18 protein-coding genes are annotated in these 15,924 nt (G+C 72.8%); 9 read left to right on the forward strand and 9 right to left on the reverse strand.

Translation table 11 applies throughout. The features are described from left to right. Positions 1–497 (reverse strand): HIT domain-containing protein (locus JWN97_RS01450; RefSeq protein WP_297617071.1); only part of this gene is annotated, 497 nt, incomplete at its 3' end. A 74-nt stretch (positions 498–571) separates the two neighbouring features. Here JWN97_RS01450 and JWN97_RS01455 point away from each other — a divergent pair. The 3 genes from JWN97_RS01455 (at position 572) to JWN97_RS01465 (ending at position 3,159) form a co-directional block, all read left to right on the forward strand. Then, positions 572–1,510 (forward strand): Gmad2 immunoglobulin-like domain-containing protein, encoded by a 939-nt coding sequence (locus JWN97_RS01455; protein WP_297617074.1) that lies wholly within the window; start codon positions 572–574, stop codon positions 1,508–1,510. Between the two features lie 114 nt (positions 1,511–1,624). After that, entirely contained in the window at positions 1,625–2,143 is a 519-nt protein-coding gene (locus tag JWN97_RS01460) for a SigE family RNA polymerase sigma factor (protein WP_297617077.1), read from the forward strand. Then, positions 2,140–3,159, forward strand: a complete 1,020-nt coding sequence (locus tag JWN97_RS01465) for a Gmad2 immunoglobulin-like domain-containing protein (protein ID WP_297617080.1) — start codon at positions 2,140–2,142, stop codon at positions 3,157–3,159. Before JWN97_RS01460 ends, JWN97_RS01465 begins: the two co-directional genes overlap by 4 nt. On the opposite strand, the gene JWN97_RS01470 is transcribed toward JWN97_RS01465, so the two are convergent. The 3 genes from JWN97_RS01470 to hrcA are packed head-to-tail and all read right to left on the reverse strand — an operon-like array spanning position 3,156 to position 6,079. Then, complete coding sequence (locus tag JWN97_RS01470) at positions 3,156–3,896, reverse strand: 16S rRNA (uracil(1498)-N(3))-methyltransferase (protein WP_297617084.1); 741 nt, start codon at positions 3,894–3,896, stop codon at positions 3,156–3,158. The two genes, JWN97_RS01465 and JWN97_RS01470, sit on opposite strands and share 4 nt — an antisense overlap. Positions 3,897–3,899: 3 nt before the next feature. After that, the gene (gene dnaJ, locus JWN97_RS01475; RefSeq protein WP_297617087.1) at positions 3,900–5,060 is read right to left on the reverse strand and encodes a molecular chaperone DnaJ; all 1,161 of its coding nucleotides are present in this window, start codon (positions 5,058–5,060) and stop codon (positions 3,900–3,902) included. Further along, entirely contained in the window at positions 5,057–6,079 is a 1,023-nt protein-coding gene (hrcA, locus tag JWN97_RS01480; RefSeq protein ID WP_297617090.1) for a heat-inducible transcriptional repressor HrcA, read from the reverse strand. The genes dnaJ and hrcA overlap by 4 nt, the downstream gene beginning before the upstream one ends. A gap of 92 nt (positions 6,080–6,171) precedes the next feature. Here hrcA and JWN97_RS01485 point away from each other — a divergent pair, with 92 nt between their 5' ends. The 4 genes from JWN97_RS01485 to JWN97_RS01500 all read left to right on the forward strand — a co-directional run bounded on the left by JWN97_RS01485 (position 6,172) and on the right by JWN97_RS01500 (position 9,154). Next, on the forward strand, positions 6,172–7,023 hold the full coding sequence (locus tag JWN97_RS01485; RefSeq protein ID WP_297617093.1) for an MBL fold metallo-hydrolase: 852 nt from the start codon (positions 6,172–6,174) through the stop codon (positions 7,021–7,023). 44 nt (positions 7,024–7,067) lie between these two features. Continuing rightward, positions 7,068–7,754: a hypothetical protein gene (locus JWN97_RS01490; protein ID WP_297617096.1), complete on the forward strand. Its 687-nt coding sequence runs from the start codon at positions 7,068–7,070 to the stop codon at positions 7,752–7,754. Between the two features lie 55 nt (positions 7,755–7,809). Next, complete coding sequence (locus JWN97_RS01495) at positions 7,810–8,151, forward strand: hypothetical protein (protein ID WP_297617099.1); 342 nt, start codon at positions 7,810–7,812, stop codon at positions 8,149–8,151. A 154-nt stretch (positions 8,152–8,305) separates the two neighbouring features. Further along, entirely contained in the window at positions 8,306–9,154 is an 849-nt protein-coding gene (locus JWN97_RS01500) for a DUF3097 domain-containing protein (protein ID WP_297617102.1), read from the forward strand. A 73-nt stretch (positions 9,155–9,227) separates the two neighbouring features. Here JWN97_RS01500 and hemW read toward each other — a convergent pair whose 3' ends face one another. From hemW to JWN97_RS01515, 3 genes are all read right to left on the reverse strand, one after another. Then, positions 9,228–10,445: a radical SAM family heme chaperone HemW gene (gene hemW / locus JWN97_RS01505; protein WP_297617105.1), complete on the reverse strand. Its 1,218-nt coding sequence runs from the start codon at positions 10,443–10,445 to the stop codon at positions 9,228–9,230. Positions 10,446–10,488: 43 nt separating this feature from the next. Beyond that, positions 10,489–12,330 (reverse strand): long-chain fatty acid--CoA ligase, encoded by a 1,842-nt coding sequence (locus JWN97_RS01510; RefSeq protein WP_297617108.1) that lies wholly within the window; start codon positions 12,328–12,330, stop codon positions 10,489–10,491. Positions 12,331–12,506: 176 nt separating this feature from the next. Beyond that, on the reverse strand, positions 12,507–13,442 hold the full coding sequence (locus tag JWN97_RS01515; RefSeq protein WP_297617111.1) for an aminoglycoside phosphotransferase family protein: 936 nt from the start codon (positions 13,440–13,442) through the stop codon (positions 12,507–12,509). Between the two features lie 109 nt (positions 13,443–13,551). Here JWN97_RS01515 and JWN97_RS01520 point away from each other — a divergent pair, with 109 nt between their 5' ends. Together JWN97_RS01520 and JWN97_RS01525 are read left to right on the forward strand one after the other, a co-directional pair. Beyond that, complete coding sequence (locus JWN97_RS01520) at positions 13,552–13,998, forward strand: XdhC family protein (protein ID WP_297617114.1); 447 nt, start codon at positions 13,552–13,554, stop codon at positions 13,996–13,998. 2 nt (positions 13,999–14,000) lie between these two features. Next, positions 14,001–15,104 (forward strand): crosslink repair DNA glycosylase YcaQ family protein, encoded by a 1,104-nt coding sequence (locus JWN97_RS01525; RefSeq protein WP_297617117.1) that lies wholly within the window; start codon positions 14,001–14,003, stop codon positions 15,102–15,104. Positions 15,105–15,244: 140 nt separating this feature from the next. Here JWN97_RS01525 and JWN97_RS01530 read toward each other — a convergent pair whose 3' ends face one another. Together JWN97_RS01530 and JWN97_RS01535 are read right to left on the reverse strand one after the other, a co-directional pair. Next, complete coding sequence (locus JWN97_RS01530) at positions 15,245–15,739, reverse strand: HutD family protein (protein ID WP_297617120.1); 495 nt, start codon at positions 15,737–15,739, stop codon at positions 15,245–15,247. Between the two features lie 2 nt (positions 15,740–15,741). Then, positions 15,742–15,924, reverse strand: a 183-nt coding sequence (locus tag JWN97_RS01535) for a hypothetical protein (RefSeq protein ID WP_297617123.1), incomplete at its 5' end; no start/stop codon positions are given.

The raw sequence follows: 15,924 nt of genomic DNA on the forward strand, positions 1-15,924 counted from the left end.
CTGCCTGCGCGGCCGCGGCCGGCTGGGTGGCGCGGCCCTCGTCGGTGCCGGTGCCGGTGCCGGTGCCCCCTCCGCACGCGGAGAGCCCGAGCGCGCCGTTGGCCAGGAGGGCGGCGAGACGGGTGCGGTTCATGACCGGCGGATCTGATCAGGGACTCGGTCATGGCGGGCGTCGAGCCGAGCACATGGACATGGGTGTGGAACACGCTCTGCCCGGCCCCCACGCCAGTGTTGACGATGAGGCGGTACTCCTCGTTGCCGGCCGCCTTGGCCACCTGGTCGGCGAGGGACACCAGGTGCCCGATGATCGCCGGGTCGGCCGCCGCGGAGGCGGCCGCGTTCTCGTGGTGGTCGACCGGGACCACCAGCGCGTGGAACGGCGCTTGCGGGTTGAGGTCCTTGAAGGAGATGGCGTGCTCGTTGCTGGCGAGCACCTCCGCGGGGATCTCGCCGGCGACGATCGTGCAGAAGATGCAGTCGGCCGACGTCTCGCTCATCCCTCCAGCCTAGGACCTGGCGCCGCGGCGTGTAAGCGGTCGGGGCGGGGCACCGTCCCACTAGCGTGACGAGCATGACCTTCCCCAGCCGCCACCCGGCCGTACGACGTTGGGCGGGCGCGACCGCCGTCGTCCTGGCCGGCAGCCTGTCGCTGGTCGCGTGCGGCACCGCCGACGACCCCGTGCCGGCCTCGGGCGGGACGAAGGAGCCCACGCGGACGCGCAGCCCGTCCCCGTCCGACGAGCCCACGGCCGAGCCCACCTCGCAGGAGCCCGAGGAGCCCACCGACACCGCGGTGCCGGTCTACTTCGTCGGCGACGGACCCGGTGGGAAGCCGCGCCTCTTCCGGGAGTTCCACCGCGTCACGGGCGACCCCCTGCTCGAGGCCGCGCGCCTCGTCGCGGGCGGCGGCCAGCCCGACGACCCGGACTACCGCACGCTCTGGCCCCAGGTGGAGATCTCCTCGGTCGGCGCCTCCGACGGGCTGTTGGTGGTGTCGCTGCCCTCTGACGACTTCACCGAGCGACCGGACGGCATGACGCGCCGGGACGCGACGCTGGCGCTGCAGCAGCTCGTCTACACGCTGCAGGGCGTCCAGCAGGAGCGCGTGCCGGTGCTCGTCGAGCGCGGCGGGAGCGACGTCCGGCTCTTCGGGGTGCCCACCGACGTCCCGCTCGAGGCCGCGAGCGCGCTGCGCACCCTCAACCTCGTCAACATCACCTCGCCCGCCGAGGGCGACACCGTCACCGGCGACACCCTCACGGTCACCGGGGTGGCCAACTCCTTCGAGGCCTCCGGGCCGTGCCGGCTGATCGCGGGCGGGGAGGAGGTCTCGCTCGAGGGCTACCAGGCCGACGGGTGGATGGAGGACCGGCTGTTCCCCTTCGAGGTCGAGCTGCCGCTCGACGGCGTCACCGGCGACGTGGTGGTCCGGTGCGAGACCGACGACCCCAGCGGCGGCGCCGAGGGGGACGGCCCGAACGTCGACACCAAGCTGGTCACCGTGCAGTAGCCGGAGCTCCTGCCCCCACGTCGCCAACTCACCGGTTGGCGTCAACCGGGGCACGGCCCGGCGCGTCCCACTAGCGTGACCACTGGGACCAGACCGCGTCGGGAGAGGGTGTCCGTGACCGAGCGCCTCGACGACGCCGACACAGCCGTCGAGCAGCTGTACGCCGCGCACTGGCGTCAGCTCGTCCGGCTCTCCGTCCTGCTGATGCACGACCAGTCCGCCGCGGAGGACGTGGTGCAGGACGCCTTCGTGGCGATGCACGGGCACTGGTCACGGCTGCGCGACCCCGACAAGGCGCTGGCCTACCTGCGCCAGGCCGTCGTGAACCGGTCGCGCTCCGCCCTGCGGCACCGGGTGGTCGTCGAGCGGCACGTCCGCTCGAGCGCCGCCGGCGAGGGCGTCGTGGACGGGCCCTCGGAGGGCGGTGCGCGCCGCGACGCCGTACGCGCCGCGCTGCTCCGGCTGTCCGACCGGCAGCGCGAGGTGCTGGTCCTGCGGCACTACCTGGACTGGTCCGAGGCACAGATCGCCGACGCGCTGGGCATCTCGCCCGGCTCGGTCAAGGCGCACGCACACCGAGGCAGCGCCGCCCTGCGCGAGCTGCTCGGCGACTGGTGGGAGGACGGGTCATGAGCGACCGGATCAAGGACCTGCTGCGCGACGCGGCCGACGGCGTCGAGCCGGGCGACCGGCTGGACGCGATCCGCGCGGCGACGTCGGGTCGCCGCCGTACGGGCCGTGGCTGGTGGGCCGCCGGCGGCGTCGGACTGGCCGCGGCCTCGGTGGTGACGGCGCTGGCGCTGACCACGGGGGGTACGCCGCGGGGCACCGACCCCGACCCGGCCTCGCCGTCGCCCACCACCTCCGCGCCCACCCCCGTCGAGACCCAGCCGCCCGTGGGGATCTACTACATCGGCGACACCCCCGCCGGACCACGGCTCTACCGCGAGGTCCGCACGCTCGAGGGTGCCGATCCGCTCGACGCGGCCGTCGCGGCCGCGGTGGGCAACGGTCCCGGCGGCCCAGGACTCCTCCCCCTCGATCCCGACTACCGCGTGCCGTGGCCGTCCCTCACGCAGGCGGGTGCGGCCCTGGACGACACAGGGGACGTCATCGAGATCTGGCTCGGCGGCGACCCCGAGGCCGACCTGCGCGACCGCGGCGCGCTCTCCGAGCAGGAGGCGCGGCTGGCGGTCGAGCAGCTGGTCCGCACGGCCCAGGGAGTGGTGGGCGAGCCGCTGCCCGTGCGCTTCCTGCTCTACGGCGAGCTCGCCGACCAGGTGCTCGGGGTGCCGACCTCGGAGCCGCTGGACGCCGGGTCCGACCTCGCCGTGCTTGCGCACGTGTCGCTCTCCGCGCCGTCCGAGGGAGAGCGGGTCGACAACGACGAGCCCTTCACGGTCACGGGCCTCGGCAACTCCTTCGAGGGCAACATCGTGACCCGGATCCAACGCTGGGAGGGCACCTACGTCGTGGACCAGAAGCCCGCGATCGCCGGCAGCTACGAGGACAGGCTCTTCCCCTTCGAGGTCACCTTCGACCTGACGGACGTGGCCCCCGGTGAGTACGTCGTCATCTCGCAGACCGACGACCCGTCGGGCGAAGGCCGCTTCGACACCGACACCCGGCGGATCACGGTCGTCGACTAGGCCCAGCGGCTGGTGCGCGCCAGGAGCGCGGCGACCGCGACGACCCCGGCGGTGGAGGTGCGCAGCACCTCGGCCCCCAGCCGCACCGGCACGGCACCCGCCGCGGACAGGGCGTCGAGCTCCTCGGGGGCGATGCCGCCCTCGGGGCCGACGACGACCACGATCCGCCCGGAGGCCGGCACGTCGACGCCGCTGAGCGGCGCGGTGGCGTCCTCGTGGAGGACCACGGCGAGGTCGGCCTCCCCCACCAGCGCGGCCAGGTCGGCGGTCGACGCCAGCGGGGCCACGGTCGGCAGCCACGAGCGGCGCGACTGCTTGGCGGCCTCACGGGCGGTGGCCTGCCACTTCGCGTGCGACTTCGCGGCCCGCTCGCCCTTCCACACCGCGACCGAGCGCGAAGCCGCCCACGGCACGATCCGGTCGACGCCGACCTCGGTGAGCACCTCGACGGCGAGCTCGCCGCGCTCGCCCTTGGGCAGCGCCTGGACGACGGTGACGGCAGGCTCGGGACGCTCGACCCGCTCGATCGAGGCGACCGTCACGGCGAAGACCCGCTTGCCGGTCGACGCGACCGCGCCGGTGACGGAGGCTCCCAGGCCGTCGGTCAGCACGACCTGCTCACCCTCGCGCAGGCGTCGTACGGCAACGGCGTGGTGCGCCTCGTCACCGGTCACCTCGACGAGCGAGCCGGGCGCAGCGCCGGCGAGGGACCCGACGAGGTGGACCGGCAGGGACATGGCTCAGCCCTGGAAGGCGTCGCGGAGCCGGCCGAACATCGACTTGTGCGGAGCCTCCACCTGCCCGTCCGGCGTCTCCTCGCCCCGGATCGCCGCGAGCTCGCGCAGCAGGTCCTCCTGACGCGGGTCGAGACGGGTCGGGGTGTTGACCGAGATGCTCACGACGAGGTCGCCGCGACCGCCGCGCAGGCTGGGCACGCCGAAGCCGCGGATGACCTGCTCGGTGCCCGACTGCGTGCCGGGGCGGACCTCGAGCTCGAAGGTCGTCGCGGTCTCGGAGTCGCCCGACGCGACGTCGGCCTCCAGCAACGGGAGCGTCAGCTGCGTGCCGAGCGCGGCAGCGGTCATCGGCAGGGAGATCGTGGTGTGCAGGTCGTTGCCGTGGCGGGTGAAGGTCTTGTGGGGCTCGACGTGGATCTCGACGTAGAGGTCGCCGGCCGGGCCGCCCCCGGGGCCGACCTCGCCCTGGCCGGTGAGCTGCACGCGGGTGCCGTGGTCGACGCCGGCCGGGATCTTCACGGTCAGGGTGCGGCGGGTGCGGACCCGGCCGTCACCCGAGCACTCGCGGCACGGGTCGGGGATGATCGAGCCGTAGCCGCGGCAGGCGGCGCACGGGCGCAGGGTGCGGATCTCGCCCAGGAACGAGCGCTGCACGACCGCGACCTCGCCCTGGCCGTGGCACGTCTCGCAGGTGGTGGGCTGGGTGCCGGGGGCGGTGCCCTGGCCCTCGCACGCCTCGCAGGTCAGCGCGGTGTCGACCTTGATCTCGCGGGTGACACCGAAGGCCGCCTCCGCGAGCGTGGCGTCGAGGCGGATCAGCGCGTCCTGACCACGACGCGCCCGCGAGCGCGGGCCACGCGTGGCCCCGCCACCGGCCGCGCCACCGCCGAAGAACGCGTCCATGATGTCGGTGAACGAGAAGCCCTGGCCGGCACCGCCGAAGCCCTGGCTGAAGGCGTCGCCGCCGCGGTCGTAGGCCTGGCGCTTGCCGGGGTCGCTGAGCACCTCGTAGGCGCGGGAGACGTCCTTGAAGCGCTCCTGCGTCTCGGGGTCCGGGTTGACGTCGGGGTGCAGCTGCCGGGCCAGCTTGCGGTAGGCCTTCTTGACCTCGTCGGCGCTGGCGTCACGCGAGACGCCGAGGATCTCGTAGGGGTCTTGGGTCACTGGTTTCCTTCATCGAGGATCCGCGAGACGTAGCGCGCCACGGCGCGCACGGCTGACATGGATCCGGGGTAGTCCATACGGGTGGGGCCGACCACGCCCAGGGAGCCGAGGTGCAGCTCCTGGGGGCCGTAGCCGGTGGCCACGACACTGGTCGCGGCGAGCTCGGAGTAGGGGCCTTCGTGCCCGATGCGCACGGTCACCGCGTCGACGCCCGACTCCCCCAGCAGCTTGAGCAGCACGACGTGCTCCTCCAGCGCCTCCAGCAGCGGCCGGACGGCCGTGTCGAAGTCGCCGTAGCGGGCCAGGTTGGCGGCGCCGCTCACCGCGACCCGCTCGTCGTTGCGGTGGTCGGACATGGCCTCCGCGAGGACGGTCACGATCGCGCGGGTGGACTCGGCGTGCCCGGGGCGTACGTCGTCGGGCAGGTCCACCACCGCGGCCGTCGCGGCGGCGATCTGCACCCCGGCGCTGGCGCGGTTGACCGCGGCCCGGAGCTCGGCGAGGTCGGCGTCGGCGAGCGGCTCGTCCAGCTCGACGAGGCGCTGCTCGACGCGACCGGTGCTGAGGATCAGGATCACCATCACCCGCGTCGGGGTCAGCGCGACCAGCTCGACGTGGCGGACCGTGGAGCGCGAGAGCGAGGGATACTGCACGATCGCGACCTGGCGGGTGAGCTGGCTCAGCAGCCGCACCGACTTCTGCACCACGTCGTCGAGGTCGACGGCCCCGTCGAGCAGGGTCGAGATCGCGCGGCGCTCGGCGACGCTCATCGGCTTGAGGGTGGCGAGCTTGTCGACGAAGAGCCGGTAGCCCTTGTCGGTCGGCACCCGGCCGGCGCTGGTGTGGGGCTGGTGGATGTAGCCCTCCTCCTCCAGCGCGGCCATGTCGTTGCGCACCGTCGCCGGGGATACACCCAGTGCGTGCCGCTCGACCAGCGCCTTGGAGCCCACGGGCTCCTCGGTCGCGACGTAGTCCTCGACGATCGCGCGCAGCACGTCGAGCTTGCGGTCGTCGACCACGGCAGCCCTCCTCGCTCGCATCGGTGTGGGGTGGTTCTGGCACTCGTTCGCCCTGAGTGCCAAGCGTACTAGGAGTCCGTAGAGTCCCGGACATGCCCGACTTCACGGAGGTGGCGCCGCGAGTGTGGGTGGCGCACTACGACTGGATGCACGTCAACATCACCCTGATCGGCGGTTCCGACGGACTGATCATGGTGGACACGCACGGGTCCGCGGCACAGGCACGCATCGTCGCCGACGACGTACGACGCCTGGGCGCGGGGCCGCTGACCGGCCTGGTCAACACCCACGAGCACTGGGACCACCACTTCGGCAACGCCACGATGGTCGAGCAGTTCGGTGAGATGCCGATCCACGCGACCGAGTGGGCGCGCGACCACATCGAGGTCTCGGCCGGCCACACCTTCGAGACGTACGAGCAGGCCACCGACCACCCGCGTCGCGAGGAGATCCTCGCCACGACGGTCCACCGGCCCACCCACGGCTTCTCGTCGGCCGTGCAGCTCGACCTCGGCGACCGGGCCGTCGAGCTGATCCACCCGGGCCGCGGGCACACCGCCGGCGACCTCGTGGTGCGGGTGCCCGACGCCGACGTGCTGCTGGGCGGTGACCTCATCGAGGAGTCGGACCCGCCGTTCATCGGCGACGACTCGTGGCCGATGGAGTGGCCGCTGACGCTCGACCTCGTCCTGGGGCTGATGACCGACGCGACCGTCGTGGTGCCCGGCCACGGCCAGGTGGTCGACAAGGACTTCGTGCAGGACCAGCGGGTCGAGCTGGGCGTCATCGCCGAGACCATCCGCGACCTCGCCACCCGCGGCGTGCCGCAGTCGCAGGCGCTCGCCGAGGGCGAGTGGCCGTGGGACCGCGAGCGCCTCGTGAGCGCCGTACGCCTGGGCTACGAGCACCTTCCCCGCAGCCAGAAGCGACTGCCTCTGGTGTGAACGCGGCCCGAGGCTTAGGGTTGCCTTACCTAATCTTTGGAGCCGTGATGATCCCCACCGAGGCAGCACTGATCGCCCGCAGCGTCCTGTCGTGCCCGGAGCGCCTCACCCTGCGGGTGGGCGAGCAGCGCGAGGCGCTCGAGGACGAGGCGTACGACGTGACGAGCGACGTGCACGGCTCCCCCGTCTTCAGCGCGTCGGAGGGCTCGGCGCTCCTCGCCGCCGCCCGCCGCGGCGCGGGCGGCGTGCTCGAGGTGACCAGCGGGCTGGGCGACCCCGCCTGCGGTGACCGACGGCTGGACCTGTTCCTCCAGGGACGGCTGGCCCGGCGCGGAGCGGGCTGCAGCTGCTGCGGCGACCCGCGGTCGCTGGTCGCCCTGGAGGTCTCCCGCGTGACCCTCTTCCGCGACGACCGGCCGGTGCCCGTCGACGTCGCGCGGTACCGCGACCGGGAGCTCGTCCTCAACCCCGGCTACCTCCAACGCACCGCCGAGCACGCCAACGAGGCCCACGAGCAGGAGCTCCGGGCCGCGATGGCGAGCACGTTCGGCGTACCCCTCCAGTCCCTCCTGGCGGCCAGCCTGTTGCGGGTGGACGCCTCGGGGGTGGACGTCTCCTGGCTGGACACGGCGGGAGGGCACACCGAGCGCCTCGACTTCCTGCGCACCGTCTCCTCGCCCCAGGAGCTCGGCACCGCGCTGCGCTCGCACCTCCACGCCGGCATCTGCTGACCGGCACACCCCGAGGGGGCTGGTCGCGGCACGCGGCGGTCGGTAGGACTGGGTGATGAGCGAGAACAGCGACCCCCAGCCCGATCCCGCCGCCTCCACCGAGAACCCCGAGGCCAGCAGCGGCACCAGCGCGGCCGACGCGGACCACCCCGGCGGCACCGCCTCCCCGGACTCCGAGACCATCGGCGGCATCTCCGACGACCAGCTGCCCGAGGACCTCCAGCCCGGCGAGGACAACCCGCTCGCCGAGCCCCTCGACCCCGACGCCGAGGAGACCAAGAGCCGCGAGGAGCTCCAGATGGACGCCACGCAGGAGGACCTGGGCAACGACGACGGTGCCAGCACCGCCCCCGACCAGGAGGGCGACACCGAGTCCGGCGGCGGCGCCGGCAGCTGAGGCCTCAGCGCGTGAGGGCGAGGGGGGCCAGCCCCGGAGGATCCGCTGCGTCCCGCGAGACCGCGAGCGATGCTGCTGGTGCTCGTCGGTCGCCTTCTGCCCTCCACGGCGTGGCCTCCCCCGATGCCCGTCGTGTGGTCCATACCGTGGGCCGGTGCCTCTCGATCGCTACGGAACCGACGTCCTCTCCACCGACTGGCGCAAGCCGGCCAACGGCCGCGCCGTCGAGACCCCCACCGAGATCGGCATGGTCGTCGAGGAGGTCACGACCGACTGGTGCGGCGAGGTGGTCGCGGTCGACCGCGACATCGACACGCTGACGCTGGAGGACCGGCGCGGCAAGCGGCGTACGTTCCCGCTCGGGCCCGGCTTCCTCCTCGAGGGCAGGCCGGTGATCCTCACCCGCCCGGTGCGGGCCGGCGCCCCCGCCGCCCCCACGCGTACGGCGTCCGGCTCCGTCGCGGTGCAGGGTGCCAAGGCCCGCGTGGCCCGGGCGAGCCGGATCTTCGTCGAGGGTCGCCACGACGCCGAGCTGGTGGAGAAGGTCTGGGGCGACGACCTGCGCATCGAGGGCGTCGTGGTCGAGTACCTCGGCGGCGTCGACGACCTCGCCGACCACCTGCGCGACTTCAAGCCCGGCCCGCAGCGCCGCGTCGGCGTCCTGGTCGACCACCTGGTCCCGGGGTCGAAGGAGGCCCGCATCGCGCAGGGCATCGCCCGGTCCCCCGTCGGCAAGCACGTGCTCGTCGTCGGACACCCCTTCATCGACATCTGGCAGGCCGTCAAGCCCGACCGCCTCGGCATCGCCCGCTGGCCCCACGTCCCCAAGGGCATCGACTGGAAGAAGGGCACCTGCCAGCAGCTCGGCTGGCCGCACCGCGACCAGGCCGACATCGCGCGAGCCTGGAAGCACGTCCTCGGCCGGGTGACCTCCTTCGCCGACCTCGAGCCCGCGCTGCTCGGTCGGGTGGAGGAGCTGATCGACTTCACGACCCAGCCCTGAGCCTGCTCAGGAAGGATCACGCGGCGCTCGCACCTCAACCGCCGGACGTCGGGTGGTGGTTTCGGTGGGGGCCTCAGTCGACGAGGTCGCGCACCACGGCGTCGGCGAGGAGCCGGCCGCGCTGGGTCAGCACCAGGCGCTCGGTGGCCAGCTCGACCAGGCCGTCGGCGACCAGGCGCGCGACGTGCGAGCGGCCCGAGGCGTCGAGCGCGGTGACCGGGAGCCCCTCGACCAGGCGGATCTCGAGCAGGATCCGCTCGACCCTCTGGTCGCGGTAGCCCAGGACCTCGCGGGCCATGGCCGGCGAGACACCGCGGCCCAGCCGTTCGGCGTACGCCGAGGGGTGCTTGACGTTCCACCACCGGGTGCCGCCGACGTGGGAGTGAGCGCCGGGGCCGACGCCCCACCAGTGCCCGCCGGTCCAGTAGAGCATGTTGTGACGGCACCAGTGGTCGCGCGACGTGGCCCAGTTGGACACCTCGTACCACCCGAGCCCGGCGGCGGTGAACCGCTCGTCGGCGAGGTAGTACTTGTCGGCCTGGTCGTCCTCGTCGGGCATCGGCAGCTCGCCGCGCTTGACCTGGCGGGCGAGGGCGGTGCCGTCCTCGACGATGAGCGAGTACGCCGAGATGTGGTCGGGCTCGCAGGCCAGCGCCGCGTCCACCGAGGTCTCCCAGTCGGCGAGCGACTCCCCCGGCGTGCCGTAGATCAGGTCGAGGCTGACGTCGTCGAAGCCCGCCTGCCGGGCCCAGTCCACGGCCGCGGGGACGCGCATCGGGTCGTGGGTGCGGTCCAGGGTGCGCAGCACGTGGTCGACCGCCGACTGCATGCCGAAGCTGATCCGGTTGAAGCCCGCCGTGCGCAGCTCCTCGAGGTCCCAGGCCGCCACGCTGTCGGGGTTGGCCTCCGTGGTGATCTCCACGCCGTCGGCCAGGCCGAACTCCGCGGCCGCGCTCGCCACGATGGCGCCGAGGTCGGCGGGCTTCAGCAGCGTCGGCGTGCCCCCGCCGAAGAAGATCGTCTCGATCTTGACGTCGCGGTGCCCCAGCACCTGCCTGGCGAAGCGGATCTCGCGGATCGCGGCCTCGGCGTACGACGTCCGGCTGGCGCCGACCTCGTCCCCGAGCTCGTGGGCGGTGTAGGTGTTGAAGTCGCAGTAGCCGCAGCGGACGCTGCAGAACGGCACGTGGACGTAGAGGCCGAACGGCTTGCTGCCGAACTCGGCCCATGCCTCGTCGGGCAGCAGGCCGTCCTCGGGGGCGACGTCGCCGTCGGGTTGCGCGGGGGGCACGCGGGTATCCAACCACGCGCGCCCCCCGGAGCAACGCTCGCCGTCAGGCGTACATCTCGTCGATGAGGCCCTGGTGGTTGCCCTGCACGACGTTGCGCTTGACCTTCATCGAGGGCGTGAGCTCACCGGACTCGACCGTGAGGTCATGGTCGAGGAGCGTCCACTTCTTGATGGTCTCCCAGCGGTTGAGGTGGCTGTTGAGCTCGTCGATGTAGTCGGCGACCATCTTCTGCACGGCCTCCGACTGCACGATCTCGGTGTAGGACGCGCCGCTCATGCCGTTGGCCTCGGCCCAGCCGGTCATCGCGTCGGGGTCGAGGGTGACCAGCGCGACGCAGTAGTTGCGCTCCTCGCCGAACACCATGAACTGGCTGGCATACGGGCAGACCGCCTTGAACTTCGACTCGATCGCCGGCGGGGCGATGTACTTGCCGCCGGAGGTCTTGAAGAGCTCCTTGATGCGTCCGGTGATGACCAGGTGGCCGTCCTCGTCGAGGGCGCCCTTGTCTCCGGTGTGCAGCCAGCCGTCGCCGGTCAGCGTCTTGGCCGTCTCCTCCGGGAGGTTGTGGTAGCCGTCCATCACGCCGGGGCCCTTGATCATGATCTCGTCGTTGTCGCCGAGCTTGACCTCGCTGCCCGGGAACACCGGGCCGACCGTGCCGAACTTGTTCTGGTCGGGGTGGTTGACGAACGAGCCCGCGGAGGTCTCCGTCAGGCCGTAGCCCTCGAGGATCTTGATGCCGGCCGCGCCGAACCACTCCGCGATGTCGCGGTTGAGCGCCGCGGCGCCGGAGATGAAGAAGCGGACGTTCCCGCCGAAGCGGGCGCGCACCTTGCTGAAGACCAGCTTGTCGAACAGGCCGTGCTTGACCTTGAGGCCGATCGGGACGGACTTGCCCTCGCGCTTGAGGCGCTCGACCTCGAGCCCGGTCTCGAAGGCGGCCTTGAAGAGCTTCTCCTTGGCACCGCCCTCGGCCGCCTGCATGGTGACGATGCGCCCGTGCGCCTTCTCGAAGATGCGCGGAGCCGCACCCATGAAGGTCGGCTTCACGACACCCAGGTTGTCGACGATCTTCTCGACGCGGCCGTCGATGGCGGCGGCGAAGCCGCAGGCCATCTGGGTCGACATCAGCACCTTGCCGAAGGAGTGCGCCATCGGCAGCCAGCGGAACTCGAGGTCGCTCTCGGAGAGGATCCCCTGCGCGCGGATCGCCTCGCCCTCGTAGACCCACGAGGAGTGGCGCAGCCGCACGCCCTTGGGGCGGCCGGTGGTGCCGGAGGTGTAGATCAAGGTGGCGAGCTGGTCGGGCGCGATGGCCTGCGACGTCGTCCGCACGATGTCGGGCTGCTCGGCCAGCTTGGCGGCGCCCAGTGCCGCCAGGTCGTCCAGGGTGATGATCCAGTCACCATGATCTGCCGCTTGTCCTGAGCCTGTCGAGGGGTCGAAGGTGACGACCTTGCCGACGTGGGGGAGCTCGGCGCGGTGCGCGGTGAGCTTGGCGAGCTGCTCGTCGTCCTCGGCGAAGACGACGCGGCTCTCGGAGTCGCCCAGGATGTAGGTCGTGTCCTCGGCGTTGGTGCTCGGGTAGACCGTCGTGGTCGCGCCGCCGGCGCACATGATGGCGAGGTCGGCCAGGATCCACTCGTAGCGGGTGCCGGAGGCGATGCCGACGCGCTGCTCGGACTCGATGCCGAGCGCGATCAGGCCCGCGGCGAGGGCCTCGACGCGGTCACCGGCCTCCTTCCAGGTGACCGACTCCCACGCCTCGCCGCGCGGGAAGCGGAAGGCCTCGTTGTCGGGCGAGGCGGCAACGCGGTCGAAGAACTGCACGGCCACGTTGGCCGGCATCGTGTCGAGAAAGGCCGTATCGATCGTGAGCGCCATCTGTTACCTACTCGTTCGTCGGAGCGTGACGCGACCGCGTCACGCAGCGTGGGGGGTGCTGCTGACTTGGGCGTAACCTAGATCACTCTGTTTACCGGGTGGTAGCAAACACCCCAATTGTCTCGGCCCAGCGCCCGAAGTCGTTGGTTTTTCGGGCTTGGGTCGCCTCCCGGCCCTCAGTCCTGGACGGCCTTCGTGATCGCGATGCACCGCGTGACCCACTCCTGCTCGTCGGTGGAGAGTCGGCGGCCCTCCCGTCGGGCGTCCTGCACGGTCCAGCCGGCGTTGAGCACCATCCGCACCACCACCCAGTCGCGGGCGCGGGCCTCATCGAGGTCCCCGGCGTCGACGAGGGCGTGGAAACGGCGGCGCAGGCCGTCGCGCACGGAGCCCACCGCGCCCGGACCACTGAGCTCGTCCATCCGGTTCCACAGCATCGGCGCCGGCTCGTAGTGCGGGTCGCCGCTCATCGGCTTGGGGTCGATCGCCCGCCACTCCCCCGCGTCGTCGGCCATCACGTTGGCGTAGTGCAGGTCGCCGTGCACGACCACCGGCGGGGAGCCGTCGGGGGCGATCAGGTCGGGACCGGTCGCGAGCGCCTGCTCGACGTAGCGGCGCGGGACGGGCAGGTCGCGGCCGAGCTCGGCGAGCTCGCCCAGCCACCGGTCGACGTACGACGCGACCGTCGCCAGCTGCGGCATCGCCGGCACGTGGAGCTGCCGGTAGAGACCGCCGACGACCTCGCACGCCTCGATGTCCCACGCGTCGCCGAGGTCCGGCCCCGTGAGCCAGGCCAGCAGCAGCGCGCGCCGGCGCGGGTCGGCCCGCATCAGCCGTACGGCGCCGCGCCCGCCCCAGTGCTGCAGGGCGAGGCCCTCGTGGAGGGACTCCTCGTCGCCGTCGAAGGTGACCTTGAGGGCGGCCCGTACGCCGTCGGCGTCGGCGACCGGGACGACCAGGGAGCAGAAGCCGTGCAGCGGCGCCGCCGTCGGCGTGAGGTGCCAGTCCTCCATCAGCTCGCCGGTCAGCCGGGGCAGCCGGTCGAGCCAGTGCGACCAGTCCGCCCCCAGGTCCCGCTGGGAGAGGAGTCCCTGCGGCATGGTGACGGGCATGCGGCGAGCCTAGGCTGATGGCACGAGCGAGCGTCAGCGAGCTCATCGTCGAGAACAGCGCGACATGTGCCTCATGCGCGCCCGGAGCGAAGCGAGTACGCGGATGAGCATGCGTGGGCAGCCGTGGTCGGACGACCGCCCGGAGCACGGCCGGATCCTGGTCCTGAGCGACAACCCGATCTCGCGAGCCATCGCCTCCATCGGGACGGCGGTCGGGCGCGACGTCCTCGTCGAGGCGGGCGACGACGGTGGCCCCGGTCTCGAGCCCCGCGCCGGCGACGCGGTCGTTCTCTGCGACCACGACGCCCCGGACGCGCCTGCCGTGCTCCGTGCCGCCCTGGCCTCGGAGGCGTCGTACGTCGCCATGATGGCGAGCCGCCGTCGCGCCGCGGCCCTGCTCGACGAGCTCGTCGAGGAGGGCGTCGACGTGAGCACGCTGCACGTGCCGGCGGGGCACAACCTGGGTGGCAGGGGGGCCGGCGAGATCGCGCTCTCGGTGGTGGCGGAGATCGTGGCGGAGGGCTACGACCGCCCCGGCGGCCCGATGCGCGACTGATCGTGGCGCTGACCTGGGAGGACCTCGCCGGGGCGGCGCTGGCCCGGCAGTTCCCCGAGCCCGCCGACGGCGTGGCCGCACGACTGGCGCAGGTCGGACCGATCCAGTCGCAGACCGCCCGCTCGCCGTTCCTCGCCCTCGGCGCGCGCTTCCCCGGCACCACGCGCGAGGAGGTCGCCGCCGCCTACGAGTCGGCGGCGATCGTGCGCGGCAGCACGGTTCGCGGCACCGTCCACACCGCGACGCCGGGGCACTACGCCGCCCTCGGCGCCGCCACCCGGGTCGGGCAGCGCACGCTGTGGCAGCGGATGCTGCGCCTGGAGACGTCCTCCCTCGACGACCTGTGGCAGGCCACCGAGGCCTTCGCCGACGAGTGGCGCTCCACCGACGACCTCGAGGACCACCTGCAGCGGTGGCTCCTGGCCCATGAGGGGCGCGGCGACGTGACCCGACGGCTGGGGCAGGCGGGCCGCTACCTCGCCTTCGGGCACGGTGGACTGGTCCGGCGGCCGGTCAACGGCGACTGGTCGGGGCAGGGGGCACCGGAGTACCGCACGCTGCGGGCCGTCGAGGACGGGTCGATCGGTGACGCCCTCGCGCTGCACCTGCGCAGCCACGGCCCCTCCTCACGCCACGACCTGGCCTGGTGGTCAGGCCTCGGGCTGCGGGTGGTCGATGAGCACCTCGCCGACCTCCAGGGGCGACTCGGCCTGACGGAGGACGAGGGCCCGGACGGACGCACCTACCTCGACGTCCCCGACTCCCCCGCGCCGCGAGCGCTGGAGGGCGTGCGGCTGCTGCCCGAGTTCGACGCGCTGATGTGCGGCTACGACCCGCCCGCGCGCCAGCGCCTCGCCCAGCCGGCCCACCTGACCCGCCTGTGGAGCGGCGCCAACGGCCTGGTGCTGCCGCCCCTGCTGGTCGACGGCCGGATCACCGGCTACTGGCGGGCGACGGGATCGGCGAAGCGCCGCCCGCTCGAGGTGGTGTGGTTCGCCCGCACCCGGCGTCCCCGCAGGGCCGAGCTCGACGAGCCCGTCGCAGCGCTGGAGACGGCCCTCGACATCGTGATCACGGACGTCTCGCTCACCCGCGAGGCGGTCTGACGCAGCGCCGTCCCGACGCCCTCCAGGCCACGTGCGCGGATCACCCGCGTGCGCAGAGCCGGGCGCGCACCGTCGAGCGACAGTGCGATGCGTTCGACGTCCTGCCAGGTGGCCACGGCACCACTGTGCCGCAGACGGGCTCAGCTGCGCTGCAGCGTCACGACCGCGACCGTGCACCGGCCGGCGACCTCGCCCGGGCCGGCGACCAGGCACCTGGCGTCGGTGCCCTTGACGACGTACGCCGCCTGGTCCGCGGCCAGCGGCAGCACCGAGGAGCGTCCGAGCTCGAGGACCGTCACGAAGGCCTCGACCGACGCATCGGCGACCACGTTGAGCACGCGCACCGCCCCCTCGGGGACCGACGCGGTGACGACGGCGTCACCGGAGAAGGCGAACGGGCGCTGCGGCTCGACGACGTGGGTCTCGCCGTCGACGTCCAGGCCCAGCACCGGACCATCGACGACCGTCAGGAGCCGGTGCAGCCCGGGGAAGGCGGAGAAGGGCCCGTCGCCGTCGATGTCGGCGAGGCTGATCCGCCACGCGCCGTCGTCGGCACGCACCAGCTCGCGCGTCGTGCCGCCGCCGTTGGCCCACGGCTGCGGGGCGACCTCGTCGCTGCGGACGACCGTGGACACGGCTACTTCTTGCCGGACTTCTCCGCCGGCTGCGTGGTGGAGAGGGCGGCGACGAACGCCTCCTGGGGGACCTCGACGCGGCCGACCATCTTCATCCGCTTCTTGCCCTCCTTCTGCTTCTCCAGCAGCTTGCGCTTGCGGGTGATGTCACCGCCGTAGCACTTGGCGAGGACGTCCTTGCGGAT

The organism is Nocardioides sp., from assembly GCF_025965415.1.
Taxonomy (GTDB): Bacteria; Actinomycetota; Actinomycetes; order Propionibacteriales; family Nocardioidaceae; genus Nocardioides.